The organism is Nostoc sp. FACHB-280 (genome assembly GCF_014697615.1).
In the GTDB taxonomy this organism is placed as follows: domain Bacteria; phylum Cyanobacteriota; class Cyanobacteriia; order Cyanobacteriales; family Nostocaceae; genus Nostoc_B.
Genome location: NZ_JACJSD010000017.1, coordinates 1 through 18,043, shown reverse-complemented (window position 1 = coordinate 18,043; position 18,043 = coordinate 1). Strand labels below are relative to the sequence as shown.

Sequence of the window (18,043 nt, the reverse complement as noted above, 5' to 3'; positions counted from 1 at the left end):
CCCTTAAAGGCTACTTTGCCAAGTTCGGCTTTCTCATCAGAATGTTTGGTTAATTTGGTAGCATAAGTGGGGATCAACGTGATCAACGCAGAATTCACACTAAATTCTTTCAGATTGGCGACTCAATAACTCAGTTTCAGCCAGGGGCAGAATTGCCTATTTCGCGGTATACACTCAGTGGTGTCTTTGAGTTTCCTACTGAATTTATTCTGCTTCCCGAATTATTTTTGATCCAATATTTTAAATTGTGCATCTCAACTTATGAGCCTTTCACCGCTTCTCATTACTCTAGGTAATTATATAGCTGGGGAATTTGACAATCGAGAACAAGCTTTAGCCGAACCTGCTTGGTATGTCCATTTGCAGATGTGGCAAAGGCCTGTGAACTTATTCACCCAAGACAGCATTACGTTGTTTGCTGAACAAGCGAATATTGTCAACTTAGACCGCCCTTATCGCCAGCGAATTATGCGGTTAATGGCAGGAAAAAATTGGGATGCACCTTTGCAAGTCCAGTACTATATGCTTAAAGATCCAAGTGCCTTAAGTGGCGCAGGCCGTAATCCTGCTTTACTCAAGACACTCACAGTCGAACAATTAGATTTATTACCAGGGTGTGTATTGACACTGACCCAGCAAGAATTGGCTCCCAAAAACTATAAGTTTATCGCTACTCAAGCAACCGATACTCGTTGCAGCTTTAATTATCAAGGCAACAATGTACAAGTTTCCTTGGGGTTTGTCGCCACAGCAGCAGAATTTTACAGCTATGACAAAGGTATTGACTCGGAAACTGGCAAAGCAACTTGGGGCGCAATTTTAGGGCCTTATCACTACACCAAACGGGAACAGTATTCTCTTGATGTTGCTAAGTGCTGAGTCTCCGAAGTTTGCTCAACGCGGGGAAACCGCGCACGCAAGTTCTCTCCGCACGCAACTTCTCGCTAAGTGCTGGGTAAAAAAACTAGCCTAAGCACTTCTAGTCTCTAACCTCTAGCTCTTAGCTGGCGATACTCCGAGGAACACCTTCTAAAGCTTCCTCTTCTGTTTCAAAAATTTCAAATACTGTATCCATCATCGTTACTTCAAACACGAGTTTGGCTTCTGGGTGTACGTTGCAAATGCGGAAACTGCCTTTGACTTTATCCGCATCACGCATTCCAGCCACCAAAGATGTGAGACCAGAACTATCAATAAAATTTACTTGCCCAAGATTCACCACTACATGGCGACTGAGCTTAGAAATACATTCCTGCAACTTTAAGCGAAACTGCCAAGCTGTGGTGATGTCCAGACGACCAGCTGGTGTTAAAACTATGACGGTATTACCGTCCTGGGTTGTATAGGTTGTTTGTTGTATTTGTATCACTAAAAATCCCCGTGGCACTCATTTTCAAATTGACTATTGCTGGATTGAGCCTGAGATTGGTGAGTCAAACAACTTACTTTTTTGGTAATTCTGACTTTCGTAGGCACGAAAGCTTTACAGAAACTTGGTAAATTAGTTGACTCACCGCTTAAGAGGACTATCCAGTGCTGACACTTGAGATAAACAAGTTATAGCTAAAATAGTCACCTATTTACTAGGTGCTTACCTTTAGTAGTGTAACTCACTAAAAAAGTGCTGAGTACTAATGAAAGTGCTGAGTTGAAAGCTCTGAGTGCCTAGTAACGAATATGCAAAATTTTATATTCCTATACAACGCACTCAATACTGAACTTTCTTGGCAGATAAATTGCACTTGAGAGGATTAAATTTTATGTGATCTTAGTGGGTTGTATTCCAATTGATCCAATCTTGAGGCTTGAGGAAAGTATTATACAATTCGGCTTCGGGGGAATTGGGTTCTGGCTGATAACCATATTCCCAGCGTACTAAGGGCGGTAAGGACATGAGAATCGATTCGGTGCGGCCGTTGGTTTGGAGTCCAAAAATGGTGCCACGGTCGTAAACCAAGTTAAATTCCACGTAGCGGCCGCGTCGGTAGAGTTGGAAGTTGCGCTCGCGATCGCCATATTCTATTTCATGTCGCCGTTCTACAATTGGCACGTAAGCTGGTAAAAAAGCTCTGCCACTGCTATTGATAAAAGCAAACAAATCTTCCCAAGTCCGTTGCCCTACTACTCCTACTTCGTCGCTGTAATTAGCTGCTGGGCCTTTGGGATTAGGGCCGCGATATAAAGTACCTTGACCATCTTGATAATCAAAGAACAAACCGCCGACACCGCGTGTCTCATTGCGATGTTTGAGGTAGAAATATTCATCGCACCACAGCTTAAACACTGGATAATATTCGGCGTGGTGTTCGTCACAAGCCTGTTTCAAAGTTTTGTGGAAATGGGCTGCATCTTCGGCGAAGGGGTAATAAGGTGTTAAGTCAGCACCACCACCAAACCACCAAACGGGGCCAGCTTCAAAATAACGGTAGTTTAAGTGAACTGTTGGGACATAAGGGTTGCGTGGATGTAACACCAAAGAAGTACCTGTAGCATAAAATTGGTGTCCTTCCGCTTCTGGACGTTGGGCTAAAATCGAGGGCGGCAGGTGAGAACCCCAAACTTCAGAAAAATTTACACCTGCTTGTTCAAAAATTCTACCCTCACGCAGCACACGCGATCGCCCACCACCACCCTCTGGACGTTCCCAAGCATCTTCTTGAAACTTACCCACACCATCTAACTCGGTTAACGCTTGGGTAATTTCGTCTTGCAGCTGTTTCATAAACTGACTCACCCTCGCCTTCGCATCCGTTGGCGGCAAGAACTTGGATGAGGCTGGTTTTACTGTTGGGGTGTGCGAATTAGTCAACATAGAGATTCCCGAACCTTAATTACAATTGCCAAAAACCCAGAAAATTTCCGTTAAAAATTGGTAGACAATAAGAACTGTTTTTTTAGCTCGACTTACTCAAACTACTTTTGTCTTAGTTGTCACACTTTTAAACGATTGATGTGTATGACTAGAGTTATTTTCCCTCAAATGCGTATAGGCTTGTATATTGACTCAGTTTTTTTTGTACTTCTTGATGGGAACATTCTGGTGTTAGATCAACTTCAGGCAAGTTAGTATATGCCGTACTGATGATGGTGATGCCCTGCAAGCCTTGGTTTCCAGCCCTAGCAACCTTGTTATCATCTGTGACTAATCGGTACTTGCTATGCCGCAACCAATATTGAGAAATGTTAAGTCAGGGCAAACATGATTGCTCACCATACCAGAGTTACCAGCAAGTCTGTAGCGAGGAGGATAAGGCAAATGCGAGGTTGGTTATCAAAATTCATCCACCGCAAACGTCGACGCTTTTGTGCGTCTTTAGTCAGGACGTATCGAGAGATCAGTGACGCTTCTGTAGATGAACTGTGGCAAAAAGTAGTTGACTTAACCGATGTATCCTGGCATCCCCTACTCAAAAGTACGAATGTCCCCTACGGATTAGTCCCCAAACCCGGATTAATTTACCAAGCCGTCACCCGGTTTTCGCCCTTTCCGATCCGCATCTTTGTAGAACGGGTTAATCCCAGAGAACTTTTGAGTGTGAGAGTGCTGGCAATTCCTGGCGTGGAAGAAAGAATTACTTATCAAGTGGAATCTACGGTGTGTGGAACTTGTTTGTCTTATTCTGTCACCCTCAAAGGCTGGCTATCTCCCCTGATTTGGTCATTTTCTCGTCCCTATGCTGATCGGGTGGCACGTTCTTTAGTTGAAGCCGTAGAAAATGCCGCAGTGCAAGCGGTATCTAGTAAGAAAAAACCTTTGAAGGATGGTTGTTTTGATTTTTAGAAGCTAGAGGCTAGAGGCTCAAAGCAAAATTAAATACTAATAGGACTTACGCAAAAACCTCTCGAATCCTCTTAACTTCGTGTCCTACCCTGCGGGAAGCCGCTACCGCGTCTATGCGCCCTTTGCGGTTAGTTTTTTCATGATTCTGCGTAAGTCCTGACTAAATTATTTTTTAATCCCTACTTTCTAATTCCTAGCCCCTAGCCTCTAGCCTCTAGTGTGCTACTCCCAACAAAGTTAAGATTCTATTAGGTGAGAATAAAAATTTCTTAAATTTTTTACGGCGGTAATGCTGAAAACACTATGTACGATGTCCTTGATTCCCGTTCTGTCTTAGAAGTATTGCGGCCTGTGCAAGACCCAGAACTCCGTAAGAGTCTGGTAGAACTGAATATGATTCGCAACGTTAACATTGACGGTGGCAAGGTGAGCTTTACTTTGGTTTTGACCACACCAGCCTGTCCTTTGCGTGAATTTATTGTCGAAGATTGTGAAAAAGCTGTTAAAAAACTCCCAGGCGTGACGGAAGTCAAGGTAGAAGTCACAGCCGAAACACCACAGCAAAAAAATGTCCCTGATCGCAATGGGGTTCCTGGGATCAAAAATATTTTGGCAGTTTCCAGTGGCAAAGGTGGTGTAGGTAAAAGCACAGTGGCGGTGAATGTCGCCGTCGCCCTTGCCCAAACAGGTGCGAAAGTTGGTTTGCTAGATGCTGATATCTATGGCCCTAACGATCCCACCATGTTGGGGCTAGGTGATGCTCAAATTACCGTCCGTTCCACAGACAAAGGTGAAGTGTTAGAACCTGCCTTTAATCATGGAGTCAAATTAGTCTCAATGGGCTTTTTGATTGACAAAGACCAGCCGGTGATTTGGCGGGGGCCGATGCTGAATGGTGTGATTCGCCAATTTCTTTATCAAGTGGAATGGGGCGAACTAGATTATTTAATTGTGGATATGCCGCCGGGAACGGGTGATGCTCAGTTAACTTTAGCCCAAGCTGTACCAATGGCGGGATCTGTAATTGTGACTACACCACAAACCGTCGCTTTATTAGATGCTCGGAAAGGATTGCGGATGTTTCAGCAAATGAACGTCCCTGTTTTGGGAATAGTAGAAAACATGAGTTACTTTATTCCCCCGGATATGCCAGATAAACAGTACGATATTTTCGGTTCTGGTGGTGGTGAAAAAACTGCTACAGAATTGGGAGTGCCTTTATTGGGCTGCGTCCCCTTAGAAATTTCCACGAGAGTTGGTGGTGACAGTGGTGTGCCGATTGTGGTGTCTCAACCAGATTCGGCTTCGGCTAAAGCCCTAAAAGCGATCGCCCTCACTATCGCCGGTAAAGTATCAGTTGCTGCATTGACAGCATAAATTTTGAATTTTGTCTGATTCCTGGGCAATTGCCTAGGAATACAGATTATGAATTGAGAATTTAGAAGTTAAAATTCAAAAGTCAGTATTTCTCATAGTTTAAGTATGAGGAATATACTAAAAAAGTATTTTGGTTTGAGACATAAATTCACAGGTTTGTAAACTCATACTGAATTTTACTTACTGTTTCCTAAATTCTTTTACTCAGTAAATTTAACTCTCCAAATTAAATTCTAAAATCGCACAATGTTATTAAAACGTTCGCTTCCCAAAGTTCGCTGGAAATCTTGGGTTAAACCTTGGCAACAAGTAGATTGGTTATTATTTTGTTTGCCTGTTGCAGCCAGTATGTTTGGCGGTCTGATGATTCTCAGCACAGAACTCAAACAGCCGGTGACAGATTGGTGGTGGCACTGGTTAGTAGCGGGAATTGGCACTTTTATCGCGTTATTTTTAGCTCGTATCCGTTACGAAAATCTACTCCAGTGGCATTGGATTACTTATGGTCTGACTAACTTGAGTTTAATGGCGGTGATGGTGGCTGGTACGAGTGCGAAAGGCGCACAACGCTGGATTAGCGTCGCGGGTTTTAATGTTCAACCATCAGAATTTGCCAAAATCGGTATTATTATTACCCTCGCCGCCTTATTACACAAACGTACCGCTTCTTCCCTAGATAACGTCTTTCGCGCCTTGGCGATTACTGCCGTTCCTTGGGCATTAATATTTTTACAACCAGATTTGGCAACATCCTTGGTATTTGGAGCGATCGTTTTGGGGATGTTGTACTGGGCTAATGCTAATCCTGGCTGGCTCATCTTGTTGATTTCTCCAGTTATTTCCGCGATTTTATTTAGTATTTATTGGCCGTTATCAGAGCCAATCATCTTATTTAAAGAATTAGCTTTAGGGCCTTTAGGGGTAGTTTGGTCATTTGCAATGGCAATTGTCGGCTGGCAAACACTCCCTTGGCGAAGATTTGGTCTGGGTGCGCTTGGCTCTTGGATTTTGAATATTTGCGGTGGTGAACTCGGTGTTTTTGCCTGGAACCATGTTTTAAAAGAGTATCAAAAAGACCGCCTCACCGTATTTATTAACCCCGATCATGATCCTCTCGGTGCTGGCTATCACTTGATTCAATCCCGGATTGCCATTGGTGCAGGCGAAATTTGGGGATGGGGCTTGTTTAAAGGGCCGATGACTCAACTTAATTTCGTTCCGGAACAGCATACAGACTTTATTTTCTCTGCCGTCGGTGAAGAATTTGGGTTTGTGGGTTGTTTAGTGGTTTTGTTTGTCTTTTGCTTAATTTGCTTCCGGTTGCTGCACGTAGCCCAAACCGCCAAAGATAACTTTGGTTCCTTATTGGCGATTGGTGTTTTGTCGATGATTGTGTTTCAGCTGATTGTGAATGTGGGGATGACCGTTGGTTTAGCACCTGTCGCCGGGATTCCCCTACCGTGGATGAGTTATGGACGTTCTGCAATGCTGACTAATTTCATCGCTTTAGGAATAGTAGAATCGGTGGCAAACTTCCGACAAAAGCAGAAGTATTATTTATGAGTCATTGGTCATGAGTCAATAGTTTGAATGCAAAGGACAAATGACCAATGACAAAGGACAAGTATTAAGCTATTAACAGTAAACCAGCGAGGGTAAACATCATGATTCTGCCTGGAGCAACTGTTCGTGTTAAAAATCCCGCAGATACCTACTATCGCTATGAAGGACTCGTACAACGAGTAAGTGATGGCAAGGTAGCTGTATTGTTTGAAGGTGGCAATTGGGATAAACTAATTACCTTTCGCCTGTCAGAGTTGGAACCTGTAGACACCACAGCAGGACGTAAAAAAGGAAAATAGGTTTTAGTCAATAGTCCTTTGTCATTTGTCATTTGTCATTTGGCAAGGACTATTAACTAATGACTAATGACCAATGACTATTAACTACCATGCGTCTTCCTCTACCACAATTTGCGACAAGCGATCGCCACCCCAGCCACATTGCGGAGGTGATTGAGACTAATACTACTGAATTTCTGGCACAATGCTTGGAACCAGAGGATTTGAGCTTTCCGGCTATGCCACCTTTTGGTAGTTGGGTTTGTGCTGTAGATGAAGAGTCTGGAAATCAAGTTTATGCTGTGGTGTCTTATGCCACAACTATGCCGATAGATTCTGTGCATCGGGCTGTGGCGATGGGTTTGTCATTGCAGGAATTACGAGAAGAACAACCCCAGATATTTGCTATGCTCAAAACGGAATTTCGGGCGGCGATTGTTGGTTTTTCACCGCCTACCCAAAATTCCGCAGCAACTCCCCGAATATATCAGTATTTACCACCCCGCCCACCGCAAATTCACCAAGCGGTTTATCGCTGCGAAGCGGAAGCAATTATTAAATTTACAGAAGAATTAGATTTTTTACGGACATTATTGTCTGTAAATGGTGCGCCAGTTGAGTCTTTAACCGCAGCAGCTATTCGGGATGTTTATCAGTTACGCAAAGCTGACAGAGAATGGCTGGTGAAAGCAGGACGAATGCTGAGTGTACTGTTGAAAGATGATTATGACCGCTTACGGTTTATTTTGAGTCAAATCCATCCATAGGTAGTTTTTTTCGTAAAAATTACCTAAGTAATCTCAAATAAGCTGTTTTGTCATTTATCAGGGTGGCTTTTATAATGATTTATTTTGATTGTGCGATCGCTTGTTAGGCGATTGCTATTTTAACGTCGCTTTTTGAAGTCCTACCTATGGAACCAGTCTTACCAGTTCTTGCGCTAGAACCTACTTTCCATCTGGGTCAGGAACCAATCGTTCCTTTGGCAATTTTACTTTTGGTGATTTTAGTTGTACCTATTTTGTTTGAGCGCCTCAGAATACCAGGGTTAGTTGGTTTAGTTGGTTCTGGAGTTGTACTTGGCCCATCCGGTTGGAATTTATTTCATACTGATTTCTCAATCATTAACCTACTATCTGATATTGGCTTAATTTATTTGATGTTTTTAGTAGGTTTAGAACAAGACTTTCGCCAATTACACCAGAGTCGAAAACAAGCTTGGGGGTTTGCCGGGTTCAGCTTTATGATCCCTCTACTAACGGGAATCTTCATCGGGAAGATTTGCGGTTGGGGAACGAATACATCTCTATTCATCGGCTGCTTATTTAGTTCCTATACCCTTTTGGCATATCCTCTTCTCAGCAGTTTGGGAGTCATTAATAATCAAGCCATTAGCATTTCGATTAAAGCAACGGTATTAACTGATATCGGTGCTGTTTTGATATTAGCGATTTTTTTATCTAGCCAACCCACAGAGGCATTCAGTTTATCTTACATCCTCACAGATTTAGGTCGGCTAATTATTTATACAACAATTATTTGGGTGGGTTTTGATTGGGCTGGACAGGAATTTTTCCGTCGTTCTGGAGATGATGAAGGCAATAAATTTTTATTTGTCTTGCTATCAGTATTTATTGCCCTTATGAGTTGTCAATTACTGGGAATCGCCAAAATTGTCGGAGCATTTTTAGCAGGCTTGGTTGTGAATACAGTAGTTGGTGAAAGTCCGACCAAAGAAAAAATTACATTTGTAGGCAGTGTTTTATTTATTCCGGTATTTTTTGTTAACCTTGGTATTTTGATTAATTTTCCTACTGAGAGCAGCCGAATTACAGTTTTAGAGTTAATCTTGTTAGGTTTTGTTAGCGTAATTGTTAGTAAATTTGTCGCGGCGTTGTTAGCAAAACTTTGCTATGGCTATAACTGGCAAGAAATGTTTACTATGTGGTCGATATCCTTACCCCAAGTCAGTATTACCTTAGTGGGGACTTTTTTAGGGTATCGTGCTGGCTGGCTCTCTACAGAAGTATTTTTCAGCATAGTGGCCTTAGTGCTGATGACTTCAACTTTAGGGGTTGTACTTACAGATCGCCTAGCTGTGGCTTTAACGCCTACACCCCAGCCAGAAACACTCACAGTAAATTTACCTGAAGCCAAAAGTCCAGAAAAACCTAGTATTTTCACTATAGTTTTACCAATATATAATCCTCATACGCAGCATTACTTAATGGAAATGGCGGCATTATTAGCCCGGTTTGAAAAAAGCAAAATTATCCCGTTAAATATTGCTCCGGCTGCGGCGCGGATGGATGCAGCACAACTAGAAGTGTCTCTGGAAAAAAGTGAACGGTTATTAGCTAAAGCAACTGATCAGAGTCTGGGCTGGAAAATTGAAACAGTACCACTACTGCGGATTGATAATGCTTATGGAACAGGAATTAGCCGAGCCGCACGGGAGCAGAAAGCCAGTTTGATTGTTATGGGTTGGGGTAAACGGAATGGTCTGCGATCGCGTTTATTTGGTAATGTGACAGACAGTGTATTATGGGCATCCCATTGTTCTGTAGCAGTAACACGTCTGGTAGAATCACCCCAAAAAATTCAGCGCATTCTTGTCCCCTTAGAAAATTTAACTTCGCCTGTATTGCCTGCGGTCAAGTTTGCCCAAATGTTAGCAGAGGCTAATCAAGCCCAAGTCACAGTTTTAAATGTGTGCGATCGCCGCGTTAGTTCCAGTAAAATTGCCGCTAGGCGATCGCAACTGACAGTTTTAGTCTCCCAATTAGCCCTGCCAAATCCCCCAGAAATTCAAATGATTGCTCATGAAAATATCGCCCAGGCAATTTTGCAGGCAGCCAGATTATATGATTTGGTAGTATTACCTTTTATCCGCAATTATCAGATTCCTGGTGGCTTAGTGATGAGTGATCTAACAACTCAAATTGCCAAGCACCTGACTTGCTCGATTGTCATCCTGAAAGCAGCCGAAAATACGCAAGTTATAAAAATATCTAAAACTATTGCTAACACTAGTTATATGATTTAAGCCATTTCCCCAACCCAGCACTTACAGTAGGCAATTTTGTAACTTCAGGTAGATGAAAAGCTATTGCTGATTATAATTTGGGTTTTACAAGCCGCTGAATTTTGTTGAAGATTTCATGAATTCTCCGGTAAAAATGCTCAAGCCTTCAGCGATGTTTGCTATTTTGCTAGAAGAATCGTCCAGCAACCAAGTGTTCATGTAACAAAATTGCATACATAACAAATTAGTCACTCATAAAATACATTACTAAAATTTAGCTCTGTTCGCCCTGCATTTTTGTATCTCTGCTGGGTACTCTAAAAACAAGCTAAACAGCCACTACTAGTATCTGTAAATATCAGGAAAACTATGAGAATTTTGGTGACGGGCGGCGCTGGGTTCATTGGCTCCCATCTCATTGATCGATTAATACCCCAAGGGCATGAAGTAATTTGTTTAGATAATTTTTATACAGGTACTAAACGTAATATCTTCAAATGGATGGGACACCCAAACTTTGAGTTGATCCGCCACGATATTACTGAGCCAATTCGTTTAGAAGTTGACCAAATCTATCATTTAGCTTGTCCAGCTTCGCCAGTACATTATCAGTACAACCCAGTGAAAACCGTTAAGACTAACGTTATGGGAACGCTGAATATGTTGGGGTTAGCTAAACGTGTAAAAGCTAGATTTTTGTTAGCTTCGACTAGTGAAGTTTACGGTGATCCAGAAGTTCATCCCCAAACCGAAGACTATAGAGGTAATGTTAATCCCATTGGATTGCGTTCTTGTTACGACGAAGGTAAAAGAATTGCGGAAACTTTAGCATTTGACTACTACAGACAAAATAAAGTTGAAATTCGCGTAGCCCGGATATTTAACACCTACGGCCCACGGATGTTAGAAAATGACGGTCGGGTAGTCAGCAACTTGGTAGTTCAAGCATTACGGGGTATTCCCTTAACTGTGTATGGTGAAGGTACACAAACTCGTAGTTTTTGTTACGTATCCGACCTAGTAGAAGGACTGATGCGGTTGATGAATTGTGAATTTACTGGCCCCATCAATTTAGGTAATCCTGATGAATATACAATCTTGGAATTAGCCCAGGCTGTGCAGAATTTGGTGAATCCCGATGCCGAGATTAAATTTGAACCACTACCCTCGGATGATCCTCGCCGTCGTCGCCCTGATATTACAAGAGCAAAAACTTGGTTAAATTGGGAACCTACCATTCCTCTGCAAGAGGGGTTAAAACTGACAGTAGAGGATTTCCGCGATCGCATAAAAAGCGATACTTAGGATTTAAGCTTCCCCGCAGTGGATCAAACTGCTCTGAATTCAGAGTACAAGCTGAGTTGCCTTCATAGCTTGTATTTGAATTATTAGTTCATCAACGGCGTGTAAATGTCGTATTGGCAACTTCATTTTTGAAGAATCACCCCAAGAAAGCGAGGAGTTAAATAAGATGCGTGTTTGCGTAATTGGTACTGGGTACGTTGGTTTAGTTACAGGTGCTTGCTTGGCTCACATTGGCCATGATGTAGTTTGCATCGATAACAACGAAGAAAAAGTCAAACTGATGAAGTCTGGGCAGTCACCAATTTTTGAGCCAGGACTCTCAGAAATTATGCAATCTGCAATTCAAACTGGCAATATTCAGTTTTCCACTGATCTTGCGGCTGGAGTTGCCCACGGTGAAATTCTGTTTATTGCTGTGGGTACACCACCTCTACCCACTGGTGAAAGTGATACCCGTTATGTTGAAGCCGTAGCCCGTGGAATTGGTTCAAATCTTAATGGTGGTTATAAAGTCATTGTCAACAAATCTACAGTACCCATCGGTTCTGGTGACTGGGTAAGAATGATTGTTTTAGATGGCATTGCAGAACGCCAAAAATCACTCGTACCAGCAGGTGGTGTACCTAGTGATGACAAATTGCCAGAACTGGCTGCACATTTTGATGTAGTCAGCAACCCAGAGTTTTTGCGTGAAGGTTCAGCTGTATATGATACCTTTAACCCCGATCGCATTGTTTTAGGCGGCAATAGCTCGAAAGCGGTTGCTATGATGCAAGAACTGTATGCCCCCATTGTGGAGCGCAAATTTGCTGCTGACCAATCTTTACCACCTGTACCTGTACTAGTGACAGACCTCAGTTCAGCAGAGATGATCAAATACGCTGCTAATGCTTTCTTGGCTACCAAGATTAGTTTTATTAACGAAGTTGCTAACATTTGCGATCGCGTTGGTGCTGACGTGACTCAAGTAGCTAAAGGCATCGGTTTAGACTCCCGCATCGGTAACAAATTCTTACAAGCCGGCATTGGCTGGGGTGGTTCCTGCTTCCCCAAAGACGTTTCCGCTTTGATTCACACTGCTGATGACTATGGTTACGAAGCTCAACTACTCAAATCAGCCGTCAGCGTTAACGAACGCCAGCGTTTGATTGCTTTGGAAAAACTTCAGCAAGTCCTGAAAATCCTCAAAGGTAAAACAGTCGGCTTACTCGGTTTAACCTTCAAACCCGATACCGATGACTTGCGCGATGCACCCGCCCTCAACTTAATTGAGCAACTCAACCGCTTAGGAGCGAAAGTTAAAGCTTACGACCCAATTATTTCTCAAACTGGGATGCGTCATGGTCTGTCTGGCGTTTTAGTTGAAACTGATGCCGAAAGACTTGCCGATGGTTGTGATGCTTTGGTTCTCGTAACCGAATGGCAACAGTTCAGCCAGTTAGATTATGCCAAAATGGCACAACTGATGAACAACCCCGTCGTGATTGATGGTCGTAACTTCCTTGACCCTGAAACAATGGTGAGAGCAGGTTTCCAATACGTTGGTATCGGTAGATAATTCTACAAGTCAACGATTTACACACAAGTCTTAATCATAATGGTGTTTCGATCCCCCCTAGCCCCCCTTAAAAAGGGGGGAACTAGAATCAAAGTCCCCCTTTTTAAGGGGGATTTAGGGGGATCAAATGATTGGTGTACACGGCAGCTTTTTTGAGGAAGATTAAAAGCAAGAGTTGTTGTAAGCAATCCAAAATTAAAGTAGACCTATATCCTGAAGGATTTTGAGTAGGGAGATCACAACAGACACAACAGAACCTAAATCCTTCATAAATTCAAGCAGCTTTCGCCAATCCCAAGGTGTCGTTTTCTTGTCAGGGTCTTCTTGCGGATTGTTAGGCTCGGTTGAGATACAGAATATTTGATTTAAAATGGAATAAGGCGATCGCACCTAGTTCAATACTTCTAGGTTGTGGGAATGGGTAGAGTATCTCAAGCATAAAAACAGCAAAAGCGATCGCATCTCCGCCAAGAAACGCGATCGCCATCAGTTTTAAAACTCAATACACTGTATTGAATTAAAAATTATAACCAACACCGAACAGCAAACCAAGATCAGTCTGATCTAGAAAAGCAGCATTGGCAGTACCATTCAGTGTAAAGCGATCGCCTAAAGGTATATCCACACCACCAGTCAACAACAGTCCAACATCAGCATCATTGCCAGTATTAATAGCGACACCAGCACCAACAAAAGGAGAAACAGGGAAACGTTGCTCACCTGTGGGATTAACAGAACGAGGTAAAAAGTCAAAGGTTACAGGTACTAAAACTACGGTGTTGTCACCAAATACAGCAGAAGGACGTACAGAAATATAGTTAGTCAGTCCAACTTTACTAATTACCGCTATGTTTCCTGCTCCCAAAGCGGAGTCCCCGCCTAGTATACCGATGTTACCAGCAACACCAATATAACTAGAACCACCACGGGTAGCCCTACCAGCATTAATATCAGTAGTTGTAGTTCCAGGAGTAGTTTGATTATTGTCTGTTGGTTGTTGACTCACATTCAAGTTAGGTGGAATTAAAACTTCATTAATAACGTGAATCACACCATTACTAGCTTGAACATTCGGTTGAATGACTCGCGCATCGTTAACAGCGATTTGATTATTAGCACTGTCCACCTTGATATTTACAGACTGATCCTCAGCCGTTCTCAATTCGCCAGGTGTGAGTTGACTAGAAGTTAATGAGCCAGGAACCACATGATATCTGAGAATTTTTACTAACACTTCTCTATTTTCTGGCCGTTGTAGCTGTTCAACAGTACCGGCTGGCAAAGCAGCAAACGCCTGATCTGTAGGCGCAAACACTGTATAAGGGCCTGGTTGTTGCAAGGTATCAGCTAAACCTGCTGTCCGTAATAAAGTCGTTAAGGTAGTAAAAGAATTATTAGATGCAGCGATGGAAACAATATCGTTACCAGTTGGATTACTGCCAGTTGGAGAATTACCAGTATTGCCTGCCACTATATAATTAGCTGCCGTCACATTACTAGCTAGAGGTTGGGCTTGTCCTTGTCTGACTAGAGCTTGATATAACAAACTTGCAGCTTCAGCACGAGTTAAAGGAACTTGAGGATTGAGTTGTTTAACATCAGGATAGTTGACAACAATGTTAGCTTGAGTTGCCGCAGCTACAGTATTAACTGCATAGTTAGGAACTGTCGAAGCATCTGTGTAGTAAGTGCTGAGAATATCGGCAGCGTTGCCGCTAGTATTTAAATTTAAACCACTGGACAAAGCTGCGATCGCCTGAACTTTCGGAATTTGCAAATTAGGGCGAAACTCATTACCAGGATATCCCGTCATAAACCCAGTTTCGTAAGCTTCTTGAATAGCAGGAGCCGCCCAATAGCCAGCAGGTACATCTGTAAATCCACCCGTACTAATTTGCCGAACGGGATTTTGATTAAAAGCCTTTTGAATCATCGTGGCAAATTCGGCACGAGTTACAGCTTGGTTAGGCCTAAATGAACCATCAGGAAATCCCGAAATCACATTTCTGGCTGCTAACGCTTGAATAAAAGGCGCTGCCCAGTAATCTGTACTCACATCAGAAAAATTACTAGCAGCTGTTGGCGAAGTTGGCGAAGGTGTTACAGATGGTGCAGGTGTTGTCGATGGATCTGTTGTTTGTGCCGAAACTACTATGGGGTTAAATGCCGCTGTTGCTACTCCTAAAACCACCAAAGTTGTCTGTGCTAATGACCAACCAAGTAAGCTACGCATGAAAATTTCCTCCAGAACAAAGTAGAAATATGAAGAATTCAAATATTCCCAGACATGACAATTTCACCCAATATGAAAAAACACAGTTTTCTCATACTAGGAAGCTCATTTCAGTTCATGAGCTAAAACAATACTTCTTTTCAGTAATTTAGTAATCTTCCTGCTGCATGATATTTAGTAATATTAGAAGTAGCAAATCGCTACTATCTCTATAGTTAATATTTCCAAAAATTACTAAATTTCAACAACTAGCTAAAAGGTTACATTTTTTCAATAAATTCTCTTACCTTAGATAGTTGGCATATTTATGATATTTTGCTAAAAAATCAGCCTAAAACAGCAATTGCGCTGCTATAACTAGAATATAACTACCATCAAACTGCCAGCTTTTCAGAATTTAGTGCAGTAGGCAAAATTATTTTTTTATTTGTTTTATTGAATTTTAAAACAAATAAAAAATCTATTTGACTAGGGTATAACTGCAAAAGTGTGGACAAGCACTTCTCTACCAACAAAGTGCATTTCTCTACCTTGTCACGCCACTGAGGAAGTCGGCAGAGCAGCCCAACGCAGTGGCTCCCCCTTGTCTTCTTTTTCTCCCTTGTCTCTTTTGTTCATATATTAAACAGGACTGCAATATACTTTATTCCCAAAAACCCAGTCTGAAGGAGGGGAAAATTGCCCCCAAAACAAAATCTCGAACAATTATGGATTGTACGCTGTGGCGCTGCTTTCTTGCTGTTTGGTCAAGTCACACTTCATTTGCTTCAGGGAAAGGCATACTATCGCAAAATTCTAGAACACATGGTGACAGCTGGGCCTGGTTCTATCGCGCCAGTGATACTGGTGAGTGGTTTTGCGGGGATGATTTTTACGATTCAAACCGCCAGAGAATTAGTTCAATTTGGTGCTGTTAGTGCTGTGGGGGGTGCGTTTGCTTTGGCTTTTTGCCGAGAATTAGCACCTATTTTGACAGCTAGTATTCTTGCAGGACAAGTTGGTTCTGCTTTTGCTGCTGAGTTAGGTGCAATGCGTGTTACAGAACAAATTGATGCACTTTACATGCTCAGAACTGATCCGATAGATTATTTAGTGCTGCCTAGGGTAATCGCCTGCTGTTTAATGATGCCTTTAATGATGATTTTTGCTTTGATGATTGGCCTCTTAGGCGGTATATTTGCTGCATCTCAGTTTTATCAGATTGTTCCAGAAGCATTTTTAGAATCAGTCAGAAATTTTTTAGAACCCTCAGATTTAATGATTATTTTGTTAAAAGGATTCATTTTTGGAATTCTGGTGGCTGTTAATGGTTGTAGTTGGGGACTAACTACAAAAGGTGGTGCCAAGGAAGTTGGAGAATCCGCTACAACGGCAGTTGTTACTACTTGGGTATCAATTTTTATTATGGATTTTATAATAACTGTATTGCTCTCTGGACAGCCTAATTTTTAGTAATTTATTATCGTTTTAAGTACTTTCGCGTAAGTAAAATGAGTGTTTTTATACTAGCTTTTTTGAAGTAAAAAATTCTTGCCAAAATGCCATTTGATTTAGCAATCTAGAAATTTGATTGTTATATTGTATTAAATGACTATGTAGCTAATTATGGGGAAAGCTGTGCGTGATGATTTACAGGGCTTAGAAATTAGTCAAAAAGAATTACAACAACTAACTAATTTGCCTGTCAAATATCAACTAGTTTTAATTACTAATCCTCTAAAAGAATTTAGTAAACAATTGATATATAAAATGAAAGGCTCTGAAGGCGCTACAGTAGTTTTTATTAGCTTTTCTATATTTGTTTTTACTTATTTAATCCTGGATATTATTATTAAGTTATTTGCTAATTGGCTAACCATTCCATCTTGGATATTATTACTATTGATGTGTTTTTTTGGTAGTGCTGGCATACAATTGATTTTCTACTTGCTTTGGCGCAATATTCGGAAAATATTAAAAGAGAATATGACTAGTTCTCTGCAAATTCTTTTAAATGATGTAGACAGATATAACGCAGTTATTAAAGCAATAGATATTAATGACCAAATAGAAGCAGCGGGAAATCCTGAAGTTAGTATTCAAGAAAGAGAGAAAGTCATTGCTGCATTGCAATTTACCAGAGCCGATTTAGTACGAGCTTTGAAAACAGAAAGGATTTTGCGCGAAAATAAGAATTTTATTATTCATAATGCGGAGTTATTTGCCAATAATTTAGCAGCTTTGGCAACAATGCAAGTCACAGAAAAAGCTACTGAACATGGCAAGTTATTAAATGAAGCATTGCAGATTGCTTTAGATGTGCAGTATGAAATGAAAAAGTTACAAAGTCAAGGATGAATGTGAGACGACAATTTTAGTGAGGGTGAGAAGGGAGACAAGGGAGACAAGCGGGACAAGAAAGATAGTAAATACTAGATTTTTAGGAACTTCTACTATGACTGCTATAGTTGGAGGCAGGAGCTAAAAACATCGCTATGACTGCAACTACTAAGAAACTAACTTTTGCAGAGTATCTCAAGTATAGTGATGGTACAGATACTCAATATGAATTAGTAGATGGAGAACTTATCCCCATGAGTCTTGGTACTGGCAAACATGGCAGTATTTCCAAGTTTTTAGAAAGAACTTTTGATGATGAAAGTGCCAAGATGGGTAAGAATTGGACAGCACAAAAGTTCTCTGTGGGAGTGCGATCGCCACGCGGGGGACGTTGGGATACTTCACGCATTCCAGATGTAGTGGTGTTATTAACCGCGCAGTGGGAGGCAATGTTGAATCGAGAAGCTGTGATTGAACCAGGACTTACGCATTGACAGAAAATTGATCCTATGCAGCCAAGTTCAAATTCTGTGTTAGGTGTTCTAAAATAAAGTCACGAGCTACTTGAAGAGATAAATTTCTTTGTACTTCATACCAGTTTTCA

16 protein-coding genes are annotated in these 18,043 nt (G+C 41.6%); 12 read left to right on the top strand and 4 right to left on the bottom strand.

What is annotated here, in order from left to right; all coding sequences use genetic code 11:
- The first annotated feature begins 261 nt into the window (after nucleotides 1–261).
- Nucleotides 262–879, top strand: coding sequence for a chromophore lyase CpcT/CpeT (locus H6G75_RS14295; protein WP_190980714.1), 618 nt, complete (start codon nucleotides 262–264; stop codon nucleotides 877–879).
- A 121-nt stretch (nucleotides 880–1,000) separates the two neighbouring features.
- Here the strand turns inward: H6G75_RS14295 and H6G75_RS14290 are convergent, their stop codons facing one another.
- Together H6G75_RS14290 and hemF are read right to left on the bottom strand one after the other, a co-directional pair.
- A complete protein-coding gene (locus tag H6G75_RS14290; RefSeq protein WP_190980713.1) occupies nucleotides 1,001–1,369 on the bottom strand; it encodes an STAS domain-containing protein in 369 nt (122 codons plus the stop codon).
- 399 nt (nucleotides 1,370–1,768) lie between these two features.
- Nucleotides 1,769–2,812: an oxygen-dependent coproporphyrinogen oxidase gene (gene hemF / locus H6G75_RS14285; protein ID WP_190980712.1), complete on the bottom strand. Its 1,044-nt coding sequence runs from the start codon at nucleotides 2,810–2,812 to the stop codon at nucleotides 1,769–1,771.
- A gap of 444 nt (nucleotides 2,813–3,256) precedes the next feature.
- On the opposite strand from hemF, the gene H6G75_RS14280 reads away from it, so the two are divergent.
- The 8 genes from H6G75_RS14280 to H6G75_RS14245 all read left to right on the top strand — a co-directional run bounded on the left by H6G75_RS14280 (nucleotide 3,257) and on the right by H6G75_RS14245 (nucleotide 12,887).
- On the top strand, nucleotides 3,257–3,781 hold the full coding sequence (locus tag H6G75_RS14280; RefSeq protein ID WP_190980711.1) for an SRPBCC family protein: 525 nt from the start codon (nucleotides 3,257–3,259) through the stop codon (nucleotides 3,779–3,781).
- 303 nt (nucleotides 3,782–4,084) lie between these two features.
- Nucleotides 4,085–5,158: an Mrp/NBP35 family ATP-binding protein gene (locus H6G75_RS14275; protein WP_190591929.1), complete on the top strand. Its 1,074-nt coding sequence runs from the start codon at nucleotides 4,085–4,087 to the stop codon at nucleotides 5,156–5,158.
- Between the two features lie 246 nt (nucleotides 5,159–5,404).
- The gene (gene rodA, locus H6G75_RS14270; RefSeq protein WP_190980710.1) at nucleotides 5,405–6,721 is read left to right on the top strand and encodes a rod shape-determining protein RodA; all 1,317 of its coding nucleotides are present in this window, start codon (nucleotides 5,405–5,407) and stop codon (nucleotides 6,719–6,721) included.
- 101 nt (nucleotides 6,722–6,822) lie between these two features.
- Nucleotides 6,823–7,020, top strand: a complete 198-nt coding sequence (locus H6G75_RS14265) for an NAD(P)H dehydrogenase subunit NdhS (protein WP_190980709.1) — start codon at nucleotides 6,823–6,825, stop codon at nucleotides 7,018–7,020.
- 89 nt (nucleotides 7,021–7,109) lie between these two features.
- Nucleotides 7,110–7,766: an HAS-barrel domain-containing protein gene (locus H6G75_RS14260; protein ID WP_190591932.1), complete on the top strand. Its 657-nt coding sequence runs from the start codon at nucleotides 7,110–7,112 to the stop codon at nucleotides 7,764–7,766.
- Between the two features lie 146 nt (nucleotides 7,767–7,912).
- Complete coding sequence (locus H6G75_RS14255) at nucleotides 7,913–10,045, top strand: cation:proton antiporter (RefSeq protein WP_190980708.1); 2,133 nt, start codon at nucleotides 7,913–7,915, stop codon at nucleotides 10,043–10,045.
- Nucleotides 10,046–10,393: 348 nt separating this feature from the next.
- Nucleotides 10,394–11,329, top strand: a complete 936-nt coding sequence (locus tag H6G75_RS14250) for a UDP-glucuronic acid decarboxylase family protein (protein ID WP_190966230.1) — start codon at nucleotides 10,394–10,396, stop codon at nucleotides 11,327–11,329.
- A gap of 166 nt (nucleotides 11,330–11,495) precedes the next feature.
- Complete coding sequence (locus H6G75_RS14245) at nucleotides 11,496–12,887, top strand: UDP-glucose/GDP-mannose dehydrogenase family protein (protein ID WP_190980707.1); 1,392 nt, start codon at nucleotides 11,496–11,498, stop codon at nucleotides 12,885–12,887.
- 334 nt (nucleotides 12,888–13,221) lie between these two features.
- Here the strand turns inward: H6G75_RS14245 and H6G75_RS14240 are convergent, their stop codons facing one another.
- On the bottom strand, nucleotides 13,222–13,374 hold the full coding sequence (locus H6G75_RS14240) for a hypothetical protein (protein WP_190980706.1): 153 nt from the start codon (nucleotides 13,372–13,374) through the stop codon (nucleotides 13,222–13,224).
- A 30-nt stretch (nucleotides 13,375–13,404) separates the two neighbouring features.
- Nucleotides 13,405–15,120, bottom strand: a complete 1,716-nt coding sequence (locus tag H6G75_RS14235; RefSeq protein WP_190980705.1) for a fasciclin domain-containing protein — start codon at nucleotides 15,118–15,120, stop codon at nucleotides 13,405–13,407.
- A 678-nt stretch (nucleotides 15,121–15,798) separates the two neighbouring features.
- Here H6G75_RS14235 and H6G75_RS14230 point away from each other — a divergent pair.
- The 3 genes from H6G75_RS14230 (at nucleotide 15,799) to H6G75_RS14220 (ending at nucleotide 17,933) form a co-directional block, all read left to right on the top strand.
- Nucleotides 15,799–16,572: an ABC transporter permease gene (locus tag H6G75_RS14230; RefSeq protein ID WP_190980704.1), complete on the top strand. Its 774-nt coding sequence runs from the start codon at nucleotides 15,799–15,801 to the stop codon at nucleotides 16,570–16,572.
- A 153-nt stretch (nucleotides 16,573–16,725) separates the two neighbouring features.
- On the top strand, nucleotides 16,726–17,457 hold the full coding sequence (locus tag H6G75_RS14225) for a hypothetical protein (RefSeq protein WP_190980703.1): 732 nt from the start codon (nucleotides 16,726–16,728) through the stop codon (nucleotides 17,455–17,457).
- Between the two features lie 137 nt (nucleotides 17,458–17,594).
- Complete coding sequence (locus H6G75_RS14220; RefSeq protein ID WP_242051535.1) at nucleotides 17,595–17,933, top strand: Uma2 family endonuclease; 339 nt, start codon at nucleotides 17,595–17,597, stop codon at nucleotides 17,931–17,933.
- The last annotated feature ends 110 nt before the right edge of the window (nucleotides 17,934–18,043 follow it).